The organism is Phenylobacterium sp. (genome assembly GCF_025934275.1).
Lineage (GTDB): Bacteria > Pseudomonadota > Alphaproteobacteria > Caulobacterales > Caulobacteraceae > Phenylobacterium.
Window position 1 is genome coordinate 1 of the sequence record NZ_JAICYI010000036.1, and the last position, 17,454, is coordinate 17,454.

The 17,454-nt window shown below is 69.9% G+C and carries 21 protein-coding genes; 14 read left to right on the forward strand and 7 right to left on the reverse strand.

The window, feature by feature from the left end; all coding sequences use genetic code 11:
* Nucleotides 1-243: 243 nt before the first annotated feature.
* From Q0W60_RS10540 to Q0W60_RS10555, 4 genes are all read left to right on the forward strand, one after another.
* Nucleotides 244-789: a DUF882 domain-containing protein gene (locus Q0W60_RS10540; protein WP_297695316.1), complete on the forward strand. Its 546-nt coding sequence runs from the start codon at nucleotides 244-246 to the stop codon at nucleotides 787-789.
* Nucleotides 790-804: 15 nt separating this feature from the next.
* Entirely contained in the window at nucleotides 805-1,278 is a 474-nt protein-coding gene (locus Q0W60_RS10545; protein WP_297695318.1) for an NUDIX domain-containing protein, read from the forward strand.
* 116 nt (nucleotides 1,279-1,394) lie between these two features.
* A complete protein-coding gene (locus Q0W60_RS10550) occupies nucleotides 1,395-1,775 on the forward strand; it encodes a helix-turn-helix transcriptional regulator (protein ID WP_297695320.1) in 381 nt (126 codons plus the stop codon).
* An 86-nt stretch (nucleotides 1,776-1,861) separates the two neighbouring features.
* On the forward strand, nucleotides 1,862-2,080 hold the full coding sequence (locus Q0W60_RS10555) for a hypothetical protein (protein ID WP_297695322.1): 219 nt from the start codon (nucleotides 1,862-1,864) through the stop codon (nucleotides 2,078-2,080).
* Here Q0W60_RS10555 and Q0W60_RS10560 read toward each other — a convergent pair.
* Together Q0W60_RS10560 and Q0W60_RS10565 are read right to left on the reverse strand one after the other, a co-directional pair.
* On the reverse strand, nucleotides 2,062-3,009 hold the full coding sequence (locus Q0W60_RS10560; RefSeq protein ID WP_297695403.1) for a cation diffusion facilitator family transporter: 948 nt from the start codon (nucleotides 3,007-3,009) through the stop codon (nucleotides 2,062-2,064). The two genes, Q0W60_RS10555 and Q0W60_RS10560, sit on opposite strands and share 19 nt — an antisense overlap.
* Before the next feature lie 72 nt (nucleotides 3,010-3,081).
* Nucleotides 3,082-3,261, reverse strand: coding sequence for a rubredoxin (locus Q0W60_RS10565; protein ID WP_297695324.1), 180 nt, complete (start codon nucleotides 3,259-3,261; stop codon nucleotides 3,082-3,084).
* Between the two features lie 128 nt (nucleotides 3,262-3,389).
* On the opposite strand from Q0W60_RS10565, the gene Q0W60_RS10570 reads away from it, so the two are divergent.
* Entirely contained in the window at nucleotides 3,390-4,043 is a 654-nt protein-coding gene (locus Q0W60_RS10570; protein WP_297695326.1) for a sulfotransferase family protein, read from the forward strand.
* A 3-nt stretch (nucleotides 4,044-4,046) separates the two neighbouring features.
* Here the strand turns inward: Q0W60_RS10570 and Q0W60_RS10575 are convergent, their stop codons facing one another.
* A complete protein-coding gene (locus Q0W60_RS10575; RefSeq protein ID WP_297695328.1) occupies nucleotides 4,047-4,607 on the reverse strand; it encodes an HNH endonuclease in 561 nt (186 codons plus the stop codon).
* A gap of 802 nt (nucleotides 4,608-5,409) precedes the next feature.
* Here Q0W60_RS10575 and Q0W60_RS10580 point away from each other — a divergent pair.
* The 3 genes from Q0W60_RS10580 to Q0W60_RS10590 are packed head-to-tail and all read left to right on the forward strand — an operon-like array spanning nucleotide 5,410 to nucleotide 7,793.
* Complete coding sequence (locus tag Q0W60_RS10580) at nucleotides 5,410-6,039, forward strand: TetR/AcrR family transcriptional regulator (RefSeq protein WP_297695330.1); 630 nt, start codon at nucleotides 5,410-5,412, stop codon at nucleotides 6,037-6,039.
* A 10-nt stretch (nucleotides 6,040-6,049) separates the two neighbouring features.
* Complete coding sequence (gluQRS, locus tag Q0W60_RS10585; RefSeq protein ID WP_297695332.1) at nucleotides 6,050-6,895, forward strand: tRNA glutamyl-Q(34) synthetase GluQRS; 846 nt, start codon at nucleotides 6,050-6,052, stop codon at nucleotides 6,893-6,895.
* Entirely contained in the window at nucleotides 6,888-7,793 is a 906-nt protein-coding gene (locus tag Q0W60_RS10590) for an EamA family transporter (protein WP_297695334.1), read from the forward strand. Before gluQRS ends, Q0W60_RS10590 begins: the two co-directional genes overlap by 8 nt.
* 83 nt (nucleotides 7,794-7,876) lie before the next feature.
* On the opposite strand, the gene Q0W60_RS10595 is transcribed toward Q0W60_RS10590, so the two are convergent.
* From Q0W60_RS10595 to Q0W60_RS10610, 4 genes are all read right to left on the reverse strand, one after another.
* Entirely contained in the window at nucleotides 7,877-9,316 is a 1,440-nt protein-coding gene (locus Q0W60_RS10595) for a protein adenylyltransferase SelO (protein ID WP_297695336.1), read from the reverse strand.
* 45 nt (nucleotides 9,317-9,361) lie between these two features.
* Complete coding sequence (locus Q0W60_RS10600; protein ID WP_297695338.1) at nucleotides 9,362-9,889, reverse strand: hypothetical protein; 528 nt, start codon at nucleotides 9,887-9,889, stop codon at nucleotides 9,362-9,364.
* Nucleotides 9,890-10,084: 195 nt separating this feature from the next.
* The gene (locus Q0W60_RS10605) at nucleotides 10,085-10,885 is read right to left on the reverse strand and encodes an SDR family NAD(P)-dependent oxidoreductase (protein WP_297695340.1); all 801 of its coding nucleotides are present in this window, start codon (nucleotides 10,883-10,885) and stop codon (nucleotides 10,085-10,087) included.
* Nucleotides 10,886-10,887: 2 nt separating this feature from the next.
* Nucleotides 10,888-11,451, reverse strand: a complete 564-nt coding sequence (locus Q0W60_RS10610; RefSeq protein WP_297695342.1) for a carboxymuconolactone decarboxylase family protein — start codon at nucleotides 11,449-11,451, stop codon at nucleotides 10,888-10,890.
* A gap of 94 nt (nucleotides 11,452-11,545) precedes the next feature.
* Between Q0W60_RS10610 and nhaA the strand changes: the two genes are divergently transcribed.
* From nhaA to pheT, 6 genes are all read left to right on the forward strand, one after another.
* A complete protein-coding gene (gene nhaA / locus Q0W60_RS10615) occupies nucleotides 11,546-12,733 on the forward strand; it encodes a Na+/H+ antiporter NhaA (protein ID WP_297695344.1) in 1,188 nt (395 codons plus the stop codon).
* Between the two features lie 116 nt (nucleotides 12,734-12,849).
* The gene (gene rpmI, locus Q0W60_RS10620) at nucleotides 12,850-13,050 is read left to right on the forward strand and encodes a 50S ribosomal protein L35 (RefSeq protein ID WP_297695346.1); all 201 of its coding nucleotides are present in this window, start codon (nucleotides 12,850-12,852) and stop codon (nucleotides 13,048-13,050) included.
* 19 nt (nucleotides 13,051-13,069) lie between these two features.
* Nucleotides 13,070-13,426 (forward strand): 50S ribosomal protein L20, encoded by a 357-nt coding sequence (gene rplT / locus Q0W60_RS10625; protein WP_297695348.1) that lies wholly within the window; start codon nucleotides 13,070-13,072, stop codon nucleotides 13,424-13,426.
* A gap of 112 nt (nucleotides 13,427-13,538) precedes the next feature.
* The gene (pheS, locus tag Q0W60_RS10630; protein ID WP_297695350.1) at nucleotides 13,539-14,648 is read left to right on the forward strand and encodes a phenylalanine--tRNA ligase subunit alpha; all 1,110 of its coding nucleotides are present in this window, start codon (nucleotides 13,539-13,541) and stop codon (nucleotides 14,646-14,648) included.
* Nucleotides 14,648-15,052: an ASCH domain-containing protein gene (locus tag Q0W60_RS10635; RefSeq protein WP_297695352.1), complete on the forward strand. Its 405-nt coding sequence runs from the start codon at nucleotides 14,648-14,650 to the stop codon at nucleotides 15,050-15,052. Before pheS ends, Q0W60_RS10635 begins: the two co-directional genes overlap by 1 nt.
* Nucleotides 15,049-17,418, forward strand: a complete 2,370-nt coding sequence (pheT, locus tag Q0W60_RS10640) for a phenylalanine--tRNA ligase subunit beta (RefSeq protein WP_297695355.1) — start codon at nucleotides 15,049-15,051, stop codon at nucleotides 17,416-17,418. Before Q0W60_RS10635 ends, pheT begins: the two co-directional genes overlap by 4 nt.
* The last annotated feature ends 36 nt before the right edge of the window (nucleotides 17,419-17,454 follow it).

Consider the following 17,454-nt stretch of genomic DNA (forward strand, 5'->3'; position numbering starts at 1 on the left):
CTGGATCAGCCGATCGAGGTGCTGATCGAGCGCATCCGCCGCGAGATCGGGCTCCTCACCCAAGAGGAGGCCCAGCCGGTCATCGCCCGCTGGCGCGCCGCCCACCCCGACGCCGACACCTCCTGACCACCCGCGCTGAACTGCGGTTCCCCTGCGCAGCTTTGCCGCGCCTCTTAACGAATTGTAGAGCCGCGGCGCTCGTCTATAGTCCGGCTTGGGGCGGGGACGATCGTGGGAGCCGCCATGCGTGCGCATCGTCGTGATCTGCTGAAAGGCGCCTTGGGCCTCGCCGGCGGTCTGGCCGGCGCCGGGCTGTTCGCGCCGCCCGCCCTGGCCGCCGCGACGGCGCCGCGCAGCCTGTCGCTCTACAACCTGCACACCGGCGAATCGCTCAAGGCGACCTATTTCGAGGACGGCGTTTATCTGCCCGACGCGATCGAGGCGATGGATCACCTGCTGCGCGACTTCCGCACCGGCGAGGCCCATCCCATCGCGCCCGGCCTGCTGGATCTGGTGAGCACGTTGCGCGGCCGCCTCGAGAGCGAGCAGACGGTGCACGTGATCTCCGGCTACCGCTCGCCGAAGACCAACGCGATCCTGCGCGAACGCAGCCATGGCGTCGCGGCCCACAGCCTGCACATGGAGGGCATGGCGATGGACATCCGCGTCCCCGGCGTGGAGCTCGCCCATTTGCGCGATGCGGCCCTCGACCTGCGGCGCGGCGGGGTCGGCTACTATCCCGACTCGGATTTCGTGCACGTCGACATCGGGCGTGTCCGGCGCTGGTGAGCCGCGTTCCCGGCCGTGTCGAAGGAGGTCAGCGCGGGCGTGCTGGTCTATCGCCGCCGCGGCGGTGAGCCGGAATTCCTGTTGGCGCATCCCGGCGGCCCGTTCTGGGCGCGGCGCGACGCCGCAGCCTGGTCGATTCCCAAAGGGCTCGTCGAGGCCGGCGAGGAGACCTGGACGGCGGCCGCCCGGGAATTCCAGGAGGAGCTCGGCCAGCCGATCGCGGGCGAGCCGGAGCCCCTCAGCCCGTGCCGCACGAAGAGCGGCAAGCTGATCCACGCCTGGCTGGTGGAGGCCGATCTCGACCTCTCAGGGCTGGCGAGCAACAGCTTCGAGATGGAGTGGCCGCGCGGATCGGGCCGCACCCGGGCGTTTCCGGAAGTCGACCGCGCAGCCTACTTTCCGCCGGTCGAGGCGCTCGTGAAGATCCACCTGGGCCAGCGGCCCCTGCTCGTCGAGGCGCTGGCGCGGCTGGCGGACCGCCCCGCCTAGCCGCAGGAGTCGCACCGCCTGCAAAAGTTCCCGGACCGACGTGATGCAACGCAATGTCTTTTCCGCTAGACGTGACACAGCTAGACAACTGTCGACACAAAAGAGAGGGAAGCCGCATGGACGAAGGGCCCGACAGGCTCGATCAGGCGCTTGGACTCGCCATCCGGCTCCGGCGCCACGCGCGGGGCTTGAGCCAATCGGCTTTGGGCGAGGCCATCGGCGTCTCGTTCCAGCAGGTCCAGAAATATGAGCGCGGCTCCAATCGGGTCAGCTTCTCCACCATGGTGCGCATCTGCCAGGCGCTGGGCTGCCAGGTGTCGGACCTGGTCGGCGAGGTGCAGGAGCTGGGCGCGGCGGCGACCGCCGACGGCGCGGCCAGCGAGCCGCTCACTCAGCCTGAGGCGGGCCCGATGCTGGAGGCGCTCTCCCAGATCCGCTCGCCCGGCGTCCGCCGCGCCGTGCTCGAGCTCGCCCGCAGCCTCGCCCGCGAGCGGTGAGGCGGGCGGCGGCGCCCGCGCCAGTCGCGCCCAGTTGATTGGCTTCCCGGCCTTCGCCGAGGCAGGTTGCGCGCGGGAGGTGTCCGATGACCGATCTGGAAGTCAGGGTATCGCCCATCGAGGGCGGGTGGCGCGTGCAGTCGGCCGGCATTGCGGATCTGATGTTCCTGTCCGGCGCGCGGGCCGAGGAGAAGGCCCGCAGCCTGGCCGCGTGCCTGGCCCGCTGCGGCGCCGACGTGCTGCTGGTGATCTGCGACCGCGCGAGCCGCGTCGTCGGCACGCGTCGCTATTTCGCCATGGCGTGAGGCCGGATCGCCGCCGGCGGTCCGCCTGAGCTTGCCGCCGTCGGGCGCATGAACACCCGGGTGATGCGCGGATCGGTCTGCCTGATCCGCGCGATCAGTTCGTCCAGCGCGGCCTCGAGCTCCTGGCGGCTGAGGCTGTCCTGCAGGCGCAGGGTCAGGCCGACCAGGATCTCCTGCGGACCGAGGTGGGCGGTGAGCACCTCCGGGATCTCGGCCACGCGCGGATCGGTTTCCAGCACGTCGCGGATCCGGGCGACCACCCGCGGCGCGGCCGCCTCGGCGGTCAGGAGGCTGCGGGTCTCGTTGGCCAGGAAGGCGGCGACCAGCACGAGCAGCAGGCCGATGGCGATCGAGGCTGCGCCGTCCGCCCAGATCAGCCCCAGGAAGGCCGAGGCCGAGACGCCCGCCAGCGCCAGCACCAGGCCGACCAGCGCCGCCCCGTCCTCGACGATCACCGCGAAGATGTTCGGGTCCTTGCTGCGGCGGATCGAGGTCAGGAGCGGCGTGTCGGCGCGGATCTTGTTGAGCTCCTTGATCGCGACGGCGAACGAGGAGCCCTCGGCCGCCATGGCGAACCCGATCACCACCAGGTTGATCCAGGGCCGCTCGATGGGCGCGGGCGCCGCCAGGTTGTGCAGCCCCTGCCAAACCGAGGCCGCGCCGCCCAAGGCGAAGATCATCAGCGCCACGACGAACGACCAGAAGTAGGCCTCCATGCCGTGTCCGAACGGATGGCCGGGGTCGGGCGGGCGGCTCGCCCGGCGCATGCCGAGCAGCAGCAGCCCCTGGTCGCCGGTGTCGACCAGCGAGTGGATCGCCTCCGTCAGGATCGCGGAGCTGCCGGTGAACGCGTAGGCGGCGAGCTTCGCGGCGGCGATCGCCAGATTGCCGGCGAGGGCCGTCAGGACGACGCGGGTCGAGCTGTTCAGCGCGGCGCCTCCTCGTGGCTCGGTCCAAAGGACTCCCGCGAGGGCTCGCCTGTTCCCGTCAGGCGGCTCGGCTCAGACCTCGACCATGTCGAAGTCGCTCTTTGGCGTGCCGCACATCGGACAGGCCCAGTCATCGGCGATGTCCGCCCACCGCGTCCCCGGCGCGAGGCCCTCGTCCGGGTCGCCGGCGGCCTCGTCGTAGAGGTAGCCGCAGGTGCGGCACTGCCAGGTCCGGTAGGGCGCCTCGCTCATGGGCGCCATTTCGCAAGACCGGCCGCCGCTTGGCAATGCGCCCGGCGGCCTCGCGGCCGGAGGGCTTGAGCGCGCGCCTCAGCAGGCGCAGGGTCGCGCCGCAATCCGGTTGCTGAGGAGGATCACTCATGGCGCTGAAGGTCATCGGGGCCGGCTACGGCCGCACGGGGACGATGTCGCTGAAGCTGGCGCTCGAGCAACTGGGCTTCGGACCCTGCCATCACATGGTGGAGGTGTTCGCCCATCCGGAGCAGATTCCGCTGTGGACCGCGGCGGCCGAGGGCAGGCCGGAGTGGGACAAGCTCATGGAAGGCTATGTCTCGGCGGTCGATTGGCCGACCGCCACCTTCTACAAGGAGCTCGCCGACCACTATCCGGACGCGAAGGTGATCCTCACCGAACGCTCCCCGGAGAGCTGGTTCAAGTCCACCCAGGCGACCATCTTCGCCCAGTTCGGCGCCAACCGTCGCGGTTCGGCAGGCGGGGCCCCGGAGGCCTGGGTCGAGATGGTCATGAAGGTGGTGGGCGATCTGTTCGACCGCCGGATGGACGACCACGACAAGCTGATCTCGGTGTTCAAGGCGCACAATGCGCGGGTCCGCGAGGTCATCGCGCCCGAACGGCTGCTGGTCTACGAGGTGGCGCAGGGCTGGGAGCCGCTCTGCAGGTTCCTGGGCGCGCCCGTGCCGACGGGACCGATGCCGAAGGTGAACTCGACCGAGGAGTTCCAGGCGCGCCTCGCGCCCGAGATCGCGAGCCGCAGCCAGGCCGCCGAGGCCTGAGCCTCACGCCTCCAGCTCGATGTCCCAGTAGAGGTAGTCGAGCCAGCTTTCGTGAAGGTGGTTGGGCGGAAACTTGCGGCCGCGGTCCTGCAGCTCGAAGGCGGTCGGCCGCTTTGGCCTGTGCCGCGGATGCATGGCCGCCTCGTGCGGCGTTCGCCCGCCCTTGGAGAGATTGCAGCGCGCGCAGGCGGTGACGATGTTCTCCCAGGTGGTCCGGCCGCCGCGCGAGCGCGGGACCAGATGGTCAAAGGTGAGCTCCTCGGCCGCGCCGCAGTATTGGCAGGCGAAGGAGTCGCGCAGGAACAGGTTGAAGCGGGTGAACGCCGGCGGCCGATCCTGGGCGACGTAGTGCTTGAGCGAGACGACGCTCGGCAGCCGCATCTCGAAAGACGGCGAGTGGACCTTCTGATCGTAGGTCGAGACGACGTCGACCCGCTCCAGGAACACCGCCTTGATCACCTCCTGCCAGGGCCAGAGGGAGAGCGGGTAGTAGCTGAGCGGACGGAAGTCGGCGTTGAGCACCAGGGCGGGCCAGCCCGACGGCGGGCGACTAAGCACCTGCATCGCCGGCCTCCCCGCGGCGCGCTCTCGCGCCTATGACATGCAAAGCTGAACTGAAGACTGAGCCCTCATTGCGAATGCGCGGGCGGCGGATCGCTTCGGGCGAGCCCCGCTGCAGGGCCACTATACGAATGATTCTGAGACAACTCCATGTCGCCGACGCTGCTGGCGGCCTGCGGCCTCGCCCCGGTCTTCAGCTTGGGGGCGAGGCCTTTAGGCGGCGCATCTGGGTCCTTAGGCTCCGACGACGGCGACTGCGGCGCCGAGCGCGAGACCGAGGAACAGGACGGCGTACGAGGCGACGACGTCGAGGATGCGGTTCACGAGGATCGACATTTCGAGCTCCTTTTTCCTTGCCGGCGGCCGGGGGACTGGCCGCTGTCCGTCTGGACGCTGTTTAGATAGCACTGATCTGAACGGTGTCTAGATAGACGTTTACGTTGTATCGATATTCATTTCTGCATGGGCTATCAGCGGAGCTGACAGCGCCGGCCAAGCGCGACGAAAAGGGGCCCCGAGACGGGGCCCCTCTCCAGTTCGGCCGTCTTGGGGAGAGTCGGCTTAGGCGCCGACGACGGCGAGCGCCGCGGCCGAGGCCACGCCCAGGACCAGGAGAAGCGCCGCGCCGGCGCGGTCCAGGAGGCGTTCGTAGTGACGGACTGCGAGAGACATGACACACACCTTTGAGTTTGAACCCCGGGGGAGCAGGGGCGTTTGTTATTTGAGCAGCGCTAAGATAGGTTTAATCTGAGCGGCGTCAAGATATCTTTACGGCGTCCAGATGCCCACTTATGGTGATGGTGCGATGAGAGAATCTCAAACCGCCGAGGCGCGGCCCTACCATCACGGCGACCTGCGTCGCGCGCTCCTCGAGGCCGCCCGGCGCATCCTGGAGGCCGAGGGCCCGACCGCCCTTTCGCTCAGGGCGGTGGCCCGCGAGGCCGGCGTGAGCCCGGCGGCCCCCTACCACCACTTCAAGGACAAGGCCGAGCTGCTGGACGCGGTGGCCGAGCAAGGCTGGGAGATGCTCGACAAGCGCATGGCCGAGGCGAAGCTCGAGGCCGAGCCCCGCGACAAGCTGAACTCCCTGGGCATCGCCTACGTCTGCTTCGCCCGCGAGAACCCGGCGCTCTACCGGGTGATGTACGACGCCGCCCGCGACAACGAGGCGCTCCCCGAGGAGATGGTCGGGGACAACGAGGACTCCCCCTACTGCAAGGTGCGCGACACGATGATCGAGCTGGGAGCCGATCCCGCCGCCCGGACCGAACTCGAGCTCGCCACAACCGCGGCCTGGTGCGCCGCGCATGGCCTCGCGGAGATGGCGGGTTTCCGCCAGTTCGAGCCCCTCAAGGAAGCTCTGGGCGGCGAGCTCCCCTTCCTGCGCGCCATCTTCGCCCATATGGGCCTGTTCCCGCACGTCGGCCGGACCTAGATCAGGCGGGGTGTTCGTCACCCGCTTCGCCCCCTCGCCCACCGGCTGGCTGCACCGCGGCCACGCATTCTCGGCGCTGACGGCCGAGCGCGCCGCGCGCGAGGCGAACGGCCGCTTCCTGCTGCGCCTCGAGGACATCGATCGCAGCCGCTGCCGGCCGCAGTACGAGCAGGGCATCCATGACGACCTCGGCTGGCTCGGTCTTTCCTGGGAGATCCCGGTTCGTCGCCAGTCGGACCACATGGACGACTACGCCAGGGCGCTGCGGGAGCTCGCCGAGCGCGGCCTGGTCTACCGCTGCTTCAAGACCCGCAGGGAGGTCGCCGAGGCGATCGAGCAGGCTCCGCACGGGGCGATGGAGGCCTACCGTGGCGAGCCCCTGCCGCCGGAGGAGGAGGCGCGCCGCCTCGCGGCGGGCGAGCCCTACGCCTGGCGATTGTCGCTGATGAAGGCGCAGGCGCTCCTCGGCGGGTTCGGCGGGCTTTGGTTTGGCGAGGAAGGCGAGGGCCCCGAAGGCCAGGCCGGCGTCATCGCGGCGCGGCCCGAGCTCGGCGGCGACGTGGTGCTGGCCCGCAAGGACGTCGGCGTCGCCTATCATCTGGCCGTGGTGGTCGACGATGCGCTGCAGGGCGTCACCCACGTGATACGAGGGCAGGACCTGTTCGAGGCGGCGCACGTGCAGCGGCTGCTGCAGGCGCTCCTGGGCTTGCCGACCCCCGTCTATCGCCACCACCGGCTGCTCACGGACGCCGCCGGCCGCCGGTTCGCCAAGCGGGACAAGGCCGAGACGCTGCGCGACCTTCGCGCGCGCGGTATGACGCCGGCCGAGCTTCGCCGGGAGATGGGCATTGGCTGACGGCAGGGAGGGCGAGGCGCCGCGCTGGCAGGCCCTGGGGGTGCTGGTGTTCGGAGCCTGCGTCATCGGGCTCTCGCCGATCCTGGTGCGGCTGACGCAGACCGGTCCGGCGGCGGCCGGCTTCTGGCGCCTGGCGTTCGCCCTGCCCCTGCTCGCCGTCGTGGCCCGGCGGACGAGCGGCCCGCTCGGACGGCCGTCGCGCATCGCACTGGTCGCCGGGGTGATGTTCGCCCTCGATCTCGGCTTCTGGCACTACGGCATCAAGTACACCTCGGTCACCAACGCCACGGTGCTGTCGAACCTGACGCCGGTGGTCGTCACCCTGTTCGCCTGGATCTTCCTGAAGCAGCGGCCGCGTGGGCTGTTCCTGCTGTCGGTCGCCATCGCCGTGGCCGGCGCCTGGACGATGGCGATCGGCAAGAGCGAGGGACGCCTGCCTCTCGACCCGCCGCTCGGCGATGCGCTCTCCGCCACCACTGCGCTGTGGTACGCTCTCTACTTCCTGGCCATCGGCGAGGCGCGCAAGACCGAGGCCGCGAGCCGGCTGATGTTCTGGTCGAGCGTGGTCGGCGCGCCGCTGCTACTGGCGGCTTCGCAGCTGCTCGGCGAGGCGCCGATCCCGGCGGCCGCCGCCGGCTGGGCGGCCTGCATCGGCCTCGGCCTGATGCATGTGGCCGGGCAGGGCTCGATCGCCTGGGCGATGGGCCGGCTGCCGACCTCCACGGCATCGGTCGTCGTGCTCGTGCAGCCGGTGGTCGCCGCCTGGCTGGGATGGCTGATCTTCGCCGAAGCGATCGGTCCGCTTCAGGCGCTCGGGGCCGCCGTGGCCCTGGCCGGGGTCGTGCTCGCCCAGTGGGCGTCGCGGCCCCGGCCAGAAGCCTTGAGCGTCAATGCATGACGCCGAATAGGTAAAGCAGCAGGATCACCGGTGTCTCCTCTCCTCAGAGCCCCGCCCGCGGGTGCCGAACTTGGGTCTGCGGATCAGGTTCCGGCGAAGCTCGCCTGGGCCGGCAAGCCCCAGGCGCGGCGCGCGCGCTCGATCGCGGCGAGTTTCGCTTCGAAGGCCGACCAGTCGTCGGCCCCGGCGATGGGCGCCCACAGCGCCTCGATCTGGTCGTAGAGCAGCTCCTCCGGCTCCGGCCGCGCGAAGTATGGATCGGCGAGCCGCTCCGGACGGTCCGGGGCATATCCCGCGATCAGCTCGCGGAAGTCGGCGAAGGCCGGTTGCCGGTAGAGCTCGCCGCGCACCCCGGCCAGGGCGCGGGCCTCATCACCGCAGAACCAGTCGAAGAAGAACGGCTCCCAGCGCAGCGGCTCGGATCCGGCGGCGATGGCGCGGAAGGCGGCCTGCACGAAGCCGGCGTCGGCCTCCTCGCCGCGGGGCTTGAGCCCCAGGCGGTCGAGCATGGCGGCGATCAGCTCGCGTCGATAGGCGGCTCCGAACCCCTGCAGCTCGGCCACGATCGGCTCGGTCGCGGTCACCAGGCTGAGGCATCCCCCCAGCTGCTGCAGGTTCCAGAACACCGCCTCGGCCTGGCGGCCGAACGAATAGAGCCCCGTCTGGTCGAAGTAGGCGGCGACGAAGTTGGGATCGTTCCTGGGCAGGAAGCGGTAGGGCCCATAGTCGAAGCTCTCGCCGGTGATGCTCATGTTGTCCGTGTTGAGCACCCCGTGAACGAAGCCTGCGGCCATCCAGCGGGCCACCAGCCGGGCCGTCCGGCGGACGACCTCGCGCAACAGCGCGGCGGGCCGGTCGTTCGCCGCCTCGAGGCTCGGGTAGTAGTTGGCGATCACGTGATCGACCAACGTGGTGATCCGGTCTGCGCGCTCGAAGAAGGCGTGGCGCTGGAAGGTGCCGAAGCGGATATGGCTGTGCGACAGCCTGACCAGCACCGAGGCGCGCGTCGGACTGGGCTCATCGGTGCGCATCAGGGCTTCGCCCGTCTCGATCAGCGAGAATGAGCGGGAGGTGGGCGCCCCGAGGGCCTCCAGCATCGCGGTGGCCAGCACCTCGCGGACGCCGCCCTTCAGCGTCAGCCGGCCGTCGCCCTGCCGCGACCAGGGAGTCTGGCCCGATCCCTTTGTTCCCAGGTCGAGCAGGCGTCCCGTGCCGGCCTCGCGGAGCTGCGCGAACAGGAAGCCGCGGCCGTCGCCGAGCTCGGGGTTGTAAACCTGGAACTGATGGCCGTGGTAGCGTTGGGCGAGCGGCGGATCGATGTTGTCGGCGAGTGGCTCGAAGCGGCCGAAGTGCGCCGCCCACTCCTCGTCCGTCAGGGTCTCGAGGCCCACCGTCGCGGCCGCGCGGTCGTTGCGGAACCGAAGCAGGGTCTGCGGGAAGGCGGCGGCCTCGACTGCATCGGCGAACTCCGGCCCCAGCTCCGGGAACTTCGGGTCGGGGCGATAGGCGGGCGAAACCGGCATGGCGCGCCCACATGGCCCCTGCGCCGCCGCGAGGCAACCGCCGCTTCAGCCACCCAGCAGCCGCATCCCCAGCGCGCCGACGACAACCCCGGCCGCAAGCAGCAGCAGCCAGACCAGGCCGTCCGCCAGGCCAATAGCGGACTTGCGCCGGCGGCGGCGCCCCTTGCCCAGCGCCGCCAGGTGCCGGTCGGCGAGCGCCAGCAATCGCGCGCGGAGCTTCGGCGCCTCCTCGGTGAGCAGGGGCTTCCAGGGGTGCGGAGCCGGATCCATGGCGAGCGCCAGCTTGACGGAGGCGTCCGCCGTCTCGCCGATGCGCTGGCGGATCAGCTTCTCCCAGCTCTCGTTGGGCGAGAGCGGCCGGTTGATGGCGGCGTCATAGCTCTCCAGCGCCCCGAGGACGGCTGGCTTGAGCTCCTCCTCGATCGCCTCGGTGAGCAGGAAGGCCAGTCGCCGGGTGTCCTGCGCCTGCAGGTTTTCGGTCCGCGCCTTCTCGAGAGCCAGCCGGCTCGCCAGCCGCTGCTCGCTCTGTTGGAAAACGCCGGCGAGAGTCGCCTCGAACGCGTCTCCTGGCATGCCGCCCCACCCCTTTCGCGCCGCGAATCACCTGCACGCCGAGCGTGTGGCTAGGGCGCTTTAGCGTCAACCGAGCGTCCGCCGCGGATGTCCGCCAGCTTTCCTGAAGGAAACCACCAAGCCCTCGCGGCGGGTCGCGAAGCTCGGGCCGACGGGCGCGGCCCACCACCTGACACGCCCGCTGCTCAGTCGCCGCTAGCCGATCCGCACCCCCATCGCCCCGTCGACCGGCAGGATGGCGCCGGAGATGAACTTCGCCTCGTCCGAAGCGAGGAACAGCGCGGCGTAGGCGGTGTCCCAGGCCGTGCCCATCTTTCCGCCCAGCGGCACGCGGGCATTGCGCGCCTGGCGCACCTCGTCCTGGCTCTCGCCGCGGGCCGCAGCGATGCCGGCCACGGCCATGGGCGTGTCCATCAGGCCCGGCATGATCGCGTTGCAGCGGATCCCGTGGCGGGCGTTGGCCTGGGCGACGCTGGTGGTCAGCCGGTTCACGCCGGCCTTCGAGACCTCGTAGGCCACCTGGATGCCGCCGGCGGTGGCGGCGAGCGAGGAGATGTTGACGATCACGCCGTGCCCCTGCTCGCGCATCAGGGTCAGAGCTGCCTTGGTCATCAGCCACATGCCCTTGAGGTTGACCGCCAAGATGCGGTCGAAAGCGGCTTCCTCGACGCGATGCGCCGGCCCGTCGCCGCCGCCAATGCCGACGTTGTTGATGAGGATGTCGAGGCTGCCCCAGCGCGCCTTGGCGGCCTCTACGACGCCATGGCAGTCCGCGGCCTTGGTGACGTCGGCCTGCAGGGCGTAGGCCGTGCCGCCCTCTTTGGCGATCATCTGGGCGGTCTCCTCCGCGCGCTCGCCAAGGCGGTCGACGCAGAGCACCTCGGCGCCCTCTCGCGCGAACAGGATCGCCATCGCGCGTCCATTGCCGATGGTCTCGCCGGGCGTCTGGCCCGCGCCCATCACAACGGCCCGCTTGCCTTCCAGACGGCCGGGCATGCTCAGAATCCCTTCAGGTCCGGATCGAGGGTCAGGCCCTCGTCGAGCTGCACGCCGAAGGTGTTCAGGAACATCGAGACCTGGGTGTACTGGCCGGCGGTGAACACCACGTCCATGCACTGCTTTTCCGTGAAGTGCTTGGAGAGCTCCGCCCAGGTGGCGTCGCTGACGAACTGATCGGCGTGCAGCTCGTCCGAGGCGCGGATCAGGGCCGCATCGGCCGGCCCCCAGCCGGCGTCCGCGCCCTTCTTCAGCCGGGCGATCTCGTCCTCGGTCAGCCCTTCGCGCAGGCCGATGCGGACGTGCTGGGTCCACTCGTAGCCGGATTTGCAGAGATAGCCGGTGCGCAGGATGACGATCTCCCGTTCGCGGGCCGGCAGGTCGTTGCGCCGCGACAGCACATACCCGCCCCACTGGTTGAATCGCGTCAGCGCCTTGGGCGCATGGACCAGGGTGCGGAAGATATTCAGCACCGGGCCCGGCCGGAACGCCTCGAGCGCCTCGGTCTGCTCGGGGCCGAGCTCGGCGTCGCTCAAGGGGCGGATCCGCGGCTTGGTCAGTCTCATGGCGTCCCTCCGGCTGTCGTCGTTTCGGCGGCCAGCATAGCGGGCCCGCGGCGGCGGCGTCGATTGTGCTCGGGGCTCGTGCTAGCCAAGCCGCATGCCGAAGCGGATCACGCTCGACTTCCTGAAGACCGAAAGCGCCTCGGGCCTGATCCTGGCGGGCGCGGCGCTGGCGGCCATCGCGGTCGCCAATTCGCCTGGGGACGGGCTTTACTTCCGCCTGCTGAGCGCGCCGTTCACGATCCAGCTCGGCGGCTTCTCCGAGACGCTTTCGGTCGGCGACTGGGTCAAGGAAGGTCTGATGGCGATCTTCTTCTTCGTCGTCGGCCTGGAGATCAAGTACGAGGTCCTGAAGGGCGAGCTCGCCAATCCCCGGCGCCTGGCGCTGCCCATCCTGGCGGCGCTCGGCGGAATGGCGGTTCCGGCTCTGGCCTACCTGGCGTTCAACCTGGGACCGGGCGGCCAACCGCTGGGCTGGCCCACGCCGATGGCCACCGACATCGCCTTCGCCATGGCGGCGCTCGCGGTCTCGGGCCCGAGGCTGCCGGCCACGCTGCGCGTGTTCCTCCTGACGCTCGCCATCGTCGACGACCTGGGCGCGGTGACGGTGATCGGCGTGGTGTTCACCAGCCATCTGCGGGTGGTCGCGCTCGTGGGCGCCCTGGCGGCGCTTGCGCTCATGGGCTTGCTGCCCCGCTGGCGGGGCGCGCCCTATCTCTTCTACGCCGTGGGCTTCGCCCTCGTCTGGGGCTTCACCCTGAAGTCGGGCGTCTCGACCTCGGTGGCGGGCGTCGCCGCGGCGATGACGGTGCCCATCGGTCCGCGCAAGCCGGGCCGCCCCGGGGTGCTGGAGGACTTCATGGAAAGCCTGCACCCCTATGTCGCCTTCCTGATCCTGCCGCTGTTCGCCTTCTGCGCGGCTGGCTTCGATTTCGCCGCCCTGAGGCCGGGCCAGGTGTTCGGGCCGGTGACGCTCGGCGTGGCGGCGGGCCTGGTGCTCGGCAAGCCGCTGGGCGTGTTCGGGGTAACCTCGTTGCTCATCGGCCTGAAGGTCTCGCGCCGACCGACCGGCGCGAAGTGGATCGAACTCCTGGGCGTCTCGCTGCTCTGCGGCATCGGCTTCACGATGAGCCTGTTCATCGGCGAGCTCGCCTTTCCGGGCGACGGATCCGCCCAGGCGCAGGTGCGGCTCGGCGTGATCGCCGGATCGCTGCTCTCGGCGCTCGCCGGCGTGGGCGTGCTCGCCTGGTCGCAGAACCGCCGCGCCGCCCTCCCGCAACCTTGATTCGCAGCCCCCTTTCGCGTAAGAGCCGCCCCTCTTCGGGACCGCCTGGCCAATAGGCATGCCATGGCGGTCCAGCAACACGACCAGAAGGACGGAGCCTCGCGCTCCGGCGTGAAATGCCGAAACTGAAGACCAAGTCGGGCGCCAAGAAGCGCTTCAAGATGACCGCGTCCGGCAAGCTCAAGGCCGGCGTGGCCGGCAAGCGCCACCGCCTGATCAGCCACAACGCCAAGTACATCCGTCAGAACCGCGGGACCAAGGTGATGAGCGAGGCCGACGCCAAGATCATCAAGACCTTCCTGCCCTACGGCCTCTAGCTCGGGAGCTCTGACAGAGATGGCACGCGTGAAGAGGGGCGTCGTCGCCCACGCCAGGCACAAGAAGGTCCTGGAGCAGGCCAAGGGCTTCTACGGCCGCCGCAAGAACACCATCCGCGCCGCCAAGGCCGCGGTCGACAAGGCCGGTCAGTACGCCTACCGCGACCGCAAGGTCAGGAAGCGCAGCTTCCGTTCGCTGTGGATCCAGCGGATCAACGCCGCGGCGCGCCTGGAGGGGCTGACCTACGCCCGATTTATCCACGGCCTGGAACTGGCCGGGATCGACATGGACCGCAAGGTCCTCGCGGATATCGCGGGCAACGACCCAGCCGGTTTCAAGGCCATCGCCGACAAGGTTCGCGCCGCGCTCGCTTGAGGCCTGGGTCGTTTTCGACCTACGCAGATCCAAGAGCCCTCCGGCCGGACCGCCGGGGGGCTTTTTGCTGGCCCCTTCACCCCGTGAAGACGCAAGGCTAGAGCACGACACGATGACTGATCTGACCAAACTCGAGGCCGAACTGAGCGGCCGGATCGCGGCCGCCGAAGACCTCGCGGCGCTGGAGGCGTTGCGTGTCGCAGCCCTCGGCAAGTCCGGCTCGATCTCCGAGCTGCTCAAGAGCCTCGGCCGCATGACCCCGGATGAGCGCCGCGAGCGGGGCCCGCAGATCAACGGCCTGCGCGACCGCATCGCCGCCGCCGTCGCCGAGAAGAAGGCCGCCCTGGACGCCGCCGAGCTGGACGTCAGGCTGGCGAGCGAGCACGTCGACCTGACGCTGCCCGCGCCGCCTGAGCGCCGCGGGCGGGTGCATCCCACGATGCAGGTGCTCGACGAGATGATCGCCATCTTCGGCGAGATGGGATTCTCGCTAGCCGAGGGGCCGGACATCGAGGACGACTTTCACAATTTCACCGCCCTCAACTTCCCGCCCAAGCACCCGGCGCGGGACATGCACGACACCTTCTGGCTGGCGCCCGACGAGCGAGGCGAGCGCAAGCTTTTGCGGACCCACACCAGCCCCGTCCAGGTGCGGGTGATGCAGCGCACGAACGAGGGCGTCCCGGCCTGGGTCGCCAACGGCCAGGCGCCGCCCATCCGGGTCATCGTTCCGGGGCGCGTCTACCGCTCCGACTCCGACGCCACGCACACGCCGATGTTCCACCAGATGGAAGGCCTGGTGATCGACCGCGCCATCCACATGGGCCACCTCAAGTGGACTCTGGAGACCTTCACCCGGCGGTTCTTCGAGACCGAGCGGGTGGTGACCCGCTTCCGCCCGCACCACTTCCCGTTCACCGAGCCATCCTGCGAGATGGACGTGAAGTGCGACCGCTCGGGGGGCGCCATCAAGATCGGCGAGGGCTCCGACTGGCTGGAGATCCTGGGCGGCGGGATGGTGCATCCGAACGTGCTCAGGAACTGCGGTCTGGACCCCGAGACGTGGCAGGGCTTCGCCTTCGGCCTCGGGATCGACCGGCTGGGCGCGCTGAAGTACGGCATGCCCGACCTGCGCGACATGTTCGCCAGCGACGTGCGCTGGCTCGAGCATTACGGCTTCTCGGCTTTCGCGACGCCAAACCCGGCGACGGGGCTCTCCTGATGGACGTCGCCGCAGGCTGGGAGAGGCTCGAGAGTTTCGCGTTCGGCGACGGCCCCGAGATGGCCGACGAGCTCGTGGGCTATGTGCTCAAGGGCCTGAAGACCGCCACCTGCTGGTCCGTTCGCGACGGCCAGCAGACGGAGGTCGGCAAACGCATGGTCGCCAAGGACGGCGCGGGCCGTCCGCGCGCGGTTATCGAGACAATCTCGCTGGAGCAGAAGCGCTTCGACGAGGTCGGACTCGAATTCGCGCTCGCCGAGGGCGAAGGCTTCGAGACGCTGGACGACTGGCGGGCCGACCACCGCGCCTATTTCAGCCGTAACGGCGGCTTCGCCCCGGACATGCTGCTCTGGTGCGAACGGTTCCGGGTGATCGAGGTCATCGGCGAAGGAGCCGCGCGATGAAGTTCACCCTCTCCTGGCTGAAGGATCATCTCGAGACGACCGCGACGGTGGATCAGGTGGTCGAGGCGATGACCATGGCGGGCCTCGAGGTCGAGCACGTCGAGGATCTCGCCGCCAAGCTCGCCAGGTTCACCGTCGCCAAGGTGATCGAGGCGCGCCAGCATCCGAACGCCGACCGCCTGCGGGTCTGCGAGGTCGACACGGTCGACGGGCGCAAGGAGATCGTCTGCGGCGCGCCGAACGCCCGCGCCGGGCTAACCACCATCTATGCCCCGATCGGCGCCTTTGTGCCGGGAAGCGCCGTCACGCTGGAAGCGCGGCCGGTGCGCGGGGTGGTCTCGAACGGCATGCTCTGCTCGGCGAAGGAGCTGGAGATCGCCGAGGAGAGCGAGGGCATCGTCGAGCTTTCCGAGGCGCTGCCGATCGGGGCGAGCGCCGCCGAGGCCTTCGGGCTGGAGGCCGTCATTGACTTCGAGGTGACGCCCAACCGGCCCGACTGGCTGGGCGTCGCGGGCCTGGCGCGGGACCTGGCCGCCGCCGGTCTGGGGACCCTGAAGGATCTCTCGGTCCAGCCCGTGCCGGGCCAGTTCGCCGAGCCGGTGGAGATCAAGGTGTACGGCGAAGCCTGCCCGATGTTCGCGGGCCGGCTGATCCGGGGGGTGAAGAACGGCCCCTCGCCGGACTGGTTGCAGCGGCGGCTGATTTCGGTGGGGCTCAGGCCCATCAACGCCCTGGTGGACGTGACCAACTTCCTCTCCCTCGACCGCTGCCGGCCGTTGCACGTCTACGACGCCAAGCGCCTAGCGGGCGGCTTCATCGAGGCCCGGCTCGGCCGCGAAGGCGAGGCGGTCGAGGCGCTCGACGGCAGCACCTACCCCGCGGGGCCCGAGGTCTGCGTCATCGCCGACGGCTCGGGCGCGATCGGCCTGGGCGGCGTCATGGGCGGCGAGAGCACCAAGGTGACCGAGGCGACGACGGACGTCTTCGTGGAGTCCGCCTGGTTCGATCCGATCCGCACCGCCCAGGCTGGCCGCACGCTGGGCATCGTCTCCGACGCCCAGTACCGCTTCGCGCGCGGCGTGGACCCGGAGTTCGTAGTCCCCGGCCTGGAGCTGGCGACGAAGCTCATCCTGGAGTTCTGCGGGGGCGGGGCCTCCGAGATCCGGGTTGCCGGCAGTCCGCCTGTCTCGCCCCGACCCATCGAGTTCGACCGCAGCTATGTGAAGAAGCTCTCCGGCCTCGAGATCGGCCGCACGCGCATCGATGCGATTCTCGCCGATCTCGGCTTCAGGCTCGATGGCGAGCAGGTGACGCCGCCATCCTGGCGCCGCGACGTCGACGGCAAGGCCGATCTCGTGGAGGAAGTGGCGCGCATCGAGGGTTACGGCGCCTTGCCGGCCGATCCTCTGCCGGAGATCGAGCGGCCGCCGGGCGGCGTGCTGACCCAGCGGCAGGCTCGCATGCGCAACGCCCGGCGCGCGCTGGCCGCGCGCGGCTACGACGAGGCGCTGACCTGGAGCTTCATGCGCTGCGACTGGGCGAGGCTGTTCGGCGGCGGCCAGCAGGCGCTGCGCGTCGCAAATCCGATCGCCTCCGACCTCGACTGCATGCGGCCCTCGATCCTGCCGAACCTCATCGATGCGGCCGCCCGCAATGCCCGCAAGGGCTTCGCCGACGTCGCCCTGTTCGAGATTGGGCCCTGCTACCGCGGCGATTCGCCCGCCGACCAGTGGACGGCGGTGAGCGCCCTCGTGAGTCCGCATCCGCCGAAGCGATGGGACAAGACCGCGAACGATCCGTTGTTCGAGCTGAAGGGAGACCTCATGGCCCTCCTGGAAGAGCTCGGCGCGCCGGCGCTGCAGACCGTTCAGGGCCAGGCCTCGCCCTGGTTCCATCCTGGGCGCTCAGCCAAGCTGCAGCTTGGGCCCAAGACCCTGGTGGCCGAGTTTGGCGAGGTCCATCCGCGCATCCTGCGGGAGCTGGATGCGGAGGGCCCGATGCTCGGCTTCGAGATCGCGCTCGAGGCGGTCCCCGAACCCAAGCGGAAGGCGGTGAAGACCCGGGCGGCCCTGCAGCTGTCGCCCTACATGCCGCTCAGCCGCGACTTCGCCTTTGTCGTCGACCTGGCGACCGCGGCAGGCGACCTCGTGCGCCCGATCCTGGGTGTCGACAAGCAGCTGATCGAGGACGCGCGGGTGTTCGACGTCTACCAGGGCCGGAGCGTGCCGCAGGGCAAGAAGTCGGTCGCGGTGGAGGTCGTCATCCAGCCGCGCGAGAAGACGCTGACCGACGCTGAGATCGAGGCGCTGTCGGCGCGAATCGTGGCGGCCGCGGAGAAGGCGACAGGCGCGAAGCTTAGGACTTGACCGGATTGGCAGGACCCGGGGTGCGCCTAGCTCGCA

What these genes read in the sequence shown, in the direction of transcription:
- Q0W60_RS10610 (WP_297695342.1), bottom strand. Translation starts at nt 11,451, where the DNA reads ATGAGACTGACCAAGCCGCGGATCCGCCCCTTGAGCGACGCCGAGCTC.
- pheS (WP_297695350.1), top strand. Translation starts at nt 13,539, where the DNA reads ATGACTGATCTGACCAAACTCGAGGCCGAACTGAGCGGCCGGATCGCG.
- Q0W60_RS10605 (WP_297695340.1), bottom strand. Translation starts at nt 10,885, where the DNA reads ATGCCCGGCCGTCTGGAAGGCAAGCGGGCCGTTGTGATGGGCGCGGGC.
- nhaA (WP_297695344.1), top strand. Translation starts at nt 11,546, where the DNA reads ATGCCGAAGCGGATCACGCTCGACTTCCTGAAGACCGAAAGCGCCTCG.
- Q0W60_RS10565 (WP_297695324.1), bottom strand. Translation starts at nt 3,261, where the DNA reads ATGAGCGAGGCGCCCTACCGGACCTGGCAGTGCCGCACCTGCGGCTAC.
- Q0W60_RS10600 (WP_297695338.1), bottom strand. Translation starts at nt 9,889, where the DNA reads ATGCCAGGAGACGCGTTCGAGGCGACTCTCGCCGGCGTTTTCCAACAG.
- Q0W60_RS10540 (WP_297695316.1), top strand. Translation starts at nt 244, where the DNA reads ATGCGTGCGCATCGTCGTGATCTGCTGAAAGGCGCCTTGGGCCTCGCC.
- Q0W60_RS10580 (WP_297695330.1), top strand. Translation starts at nt 5,410, where the DNA reads ATGAGAGAATCTCAAACCGCCGAGGCGCGGCCCTACCATCACGGCGAC.
- Q0W60_RS10555 (WP_297695322.1), top strand. Translation starts at nt 1,862, where the DNA reads ATGACCGATCTGGAAGTCAGGGTATCGCCCATCGAGGGCGGGTGGCGC.
- Q0W60_RS10575 (WP_297695328.1), bottom strand. Translation starts at nt 4,607, where the DNA reads ATGCAGGTGCTTAGTCGCCCGCCGTCGGGCTGGCCCGCCCTGGTGCTC.
- pheT (WP_297695355.1), top strand. Translation starts at nt 15,049, where the DNA reads ATGAAGTTCACCCTCTCCTGGCTGAAGGATCATCTCGAGACGACCGCG.
- Q0W60_RS10550 (WP_297695320.1), top strand. Translation starts at nt 1,395, where the DNA reads ATGGACGAAGGGCCCGACAGGCTCGATCAGGCGCTTGGACTCGCCATC.
- Q0W60_RS10635 (WP_297695352.1), top strand. Translation starts at nt 14,648, where the DNA reads ATGGACGTCGCCGCAGGCTGGGAGAGGCTCGAGAGTTTCGCGTTCGGC.
- rplT (WP_297695348.1), top strand. Translation starts at nt 13,070, where the DNA reads ATGGCACGCGTGAAGAGGGGCGTCGTCGCCCACGCCAGGCACAAGAAG.
- Q0W60_RS10595 (WP_297695336.1), bottom strand. Translation starts at nt 9,316, where the DNA reads ATGCCGGTTTCGCCCGCCTATCGCCCCGACCCGAAGTTCCCGGAGCTG.
- Q0W60_RS10570 (WP_297695326.1), top strand. Translation starts at nt 3,390, where the DNA reads ATGGCGCTGAAGGTCATCGGGGCCGGCTACGGCCGCACGGGGACGATG.
- rpmI (WP_297695346.1), top strand. Translation starts at nt 12,850, where the DNA reads ATGCCGAAACTGAAGACCAAGTCGGGCGCCAAGAAGCGCTTCAAGATG.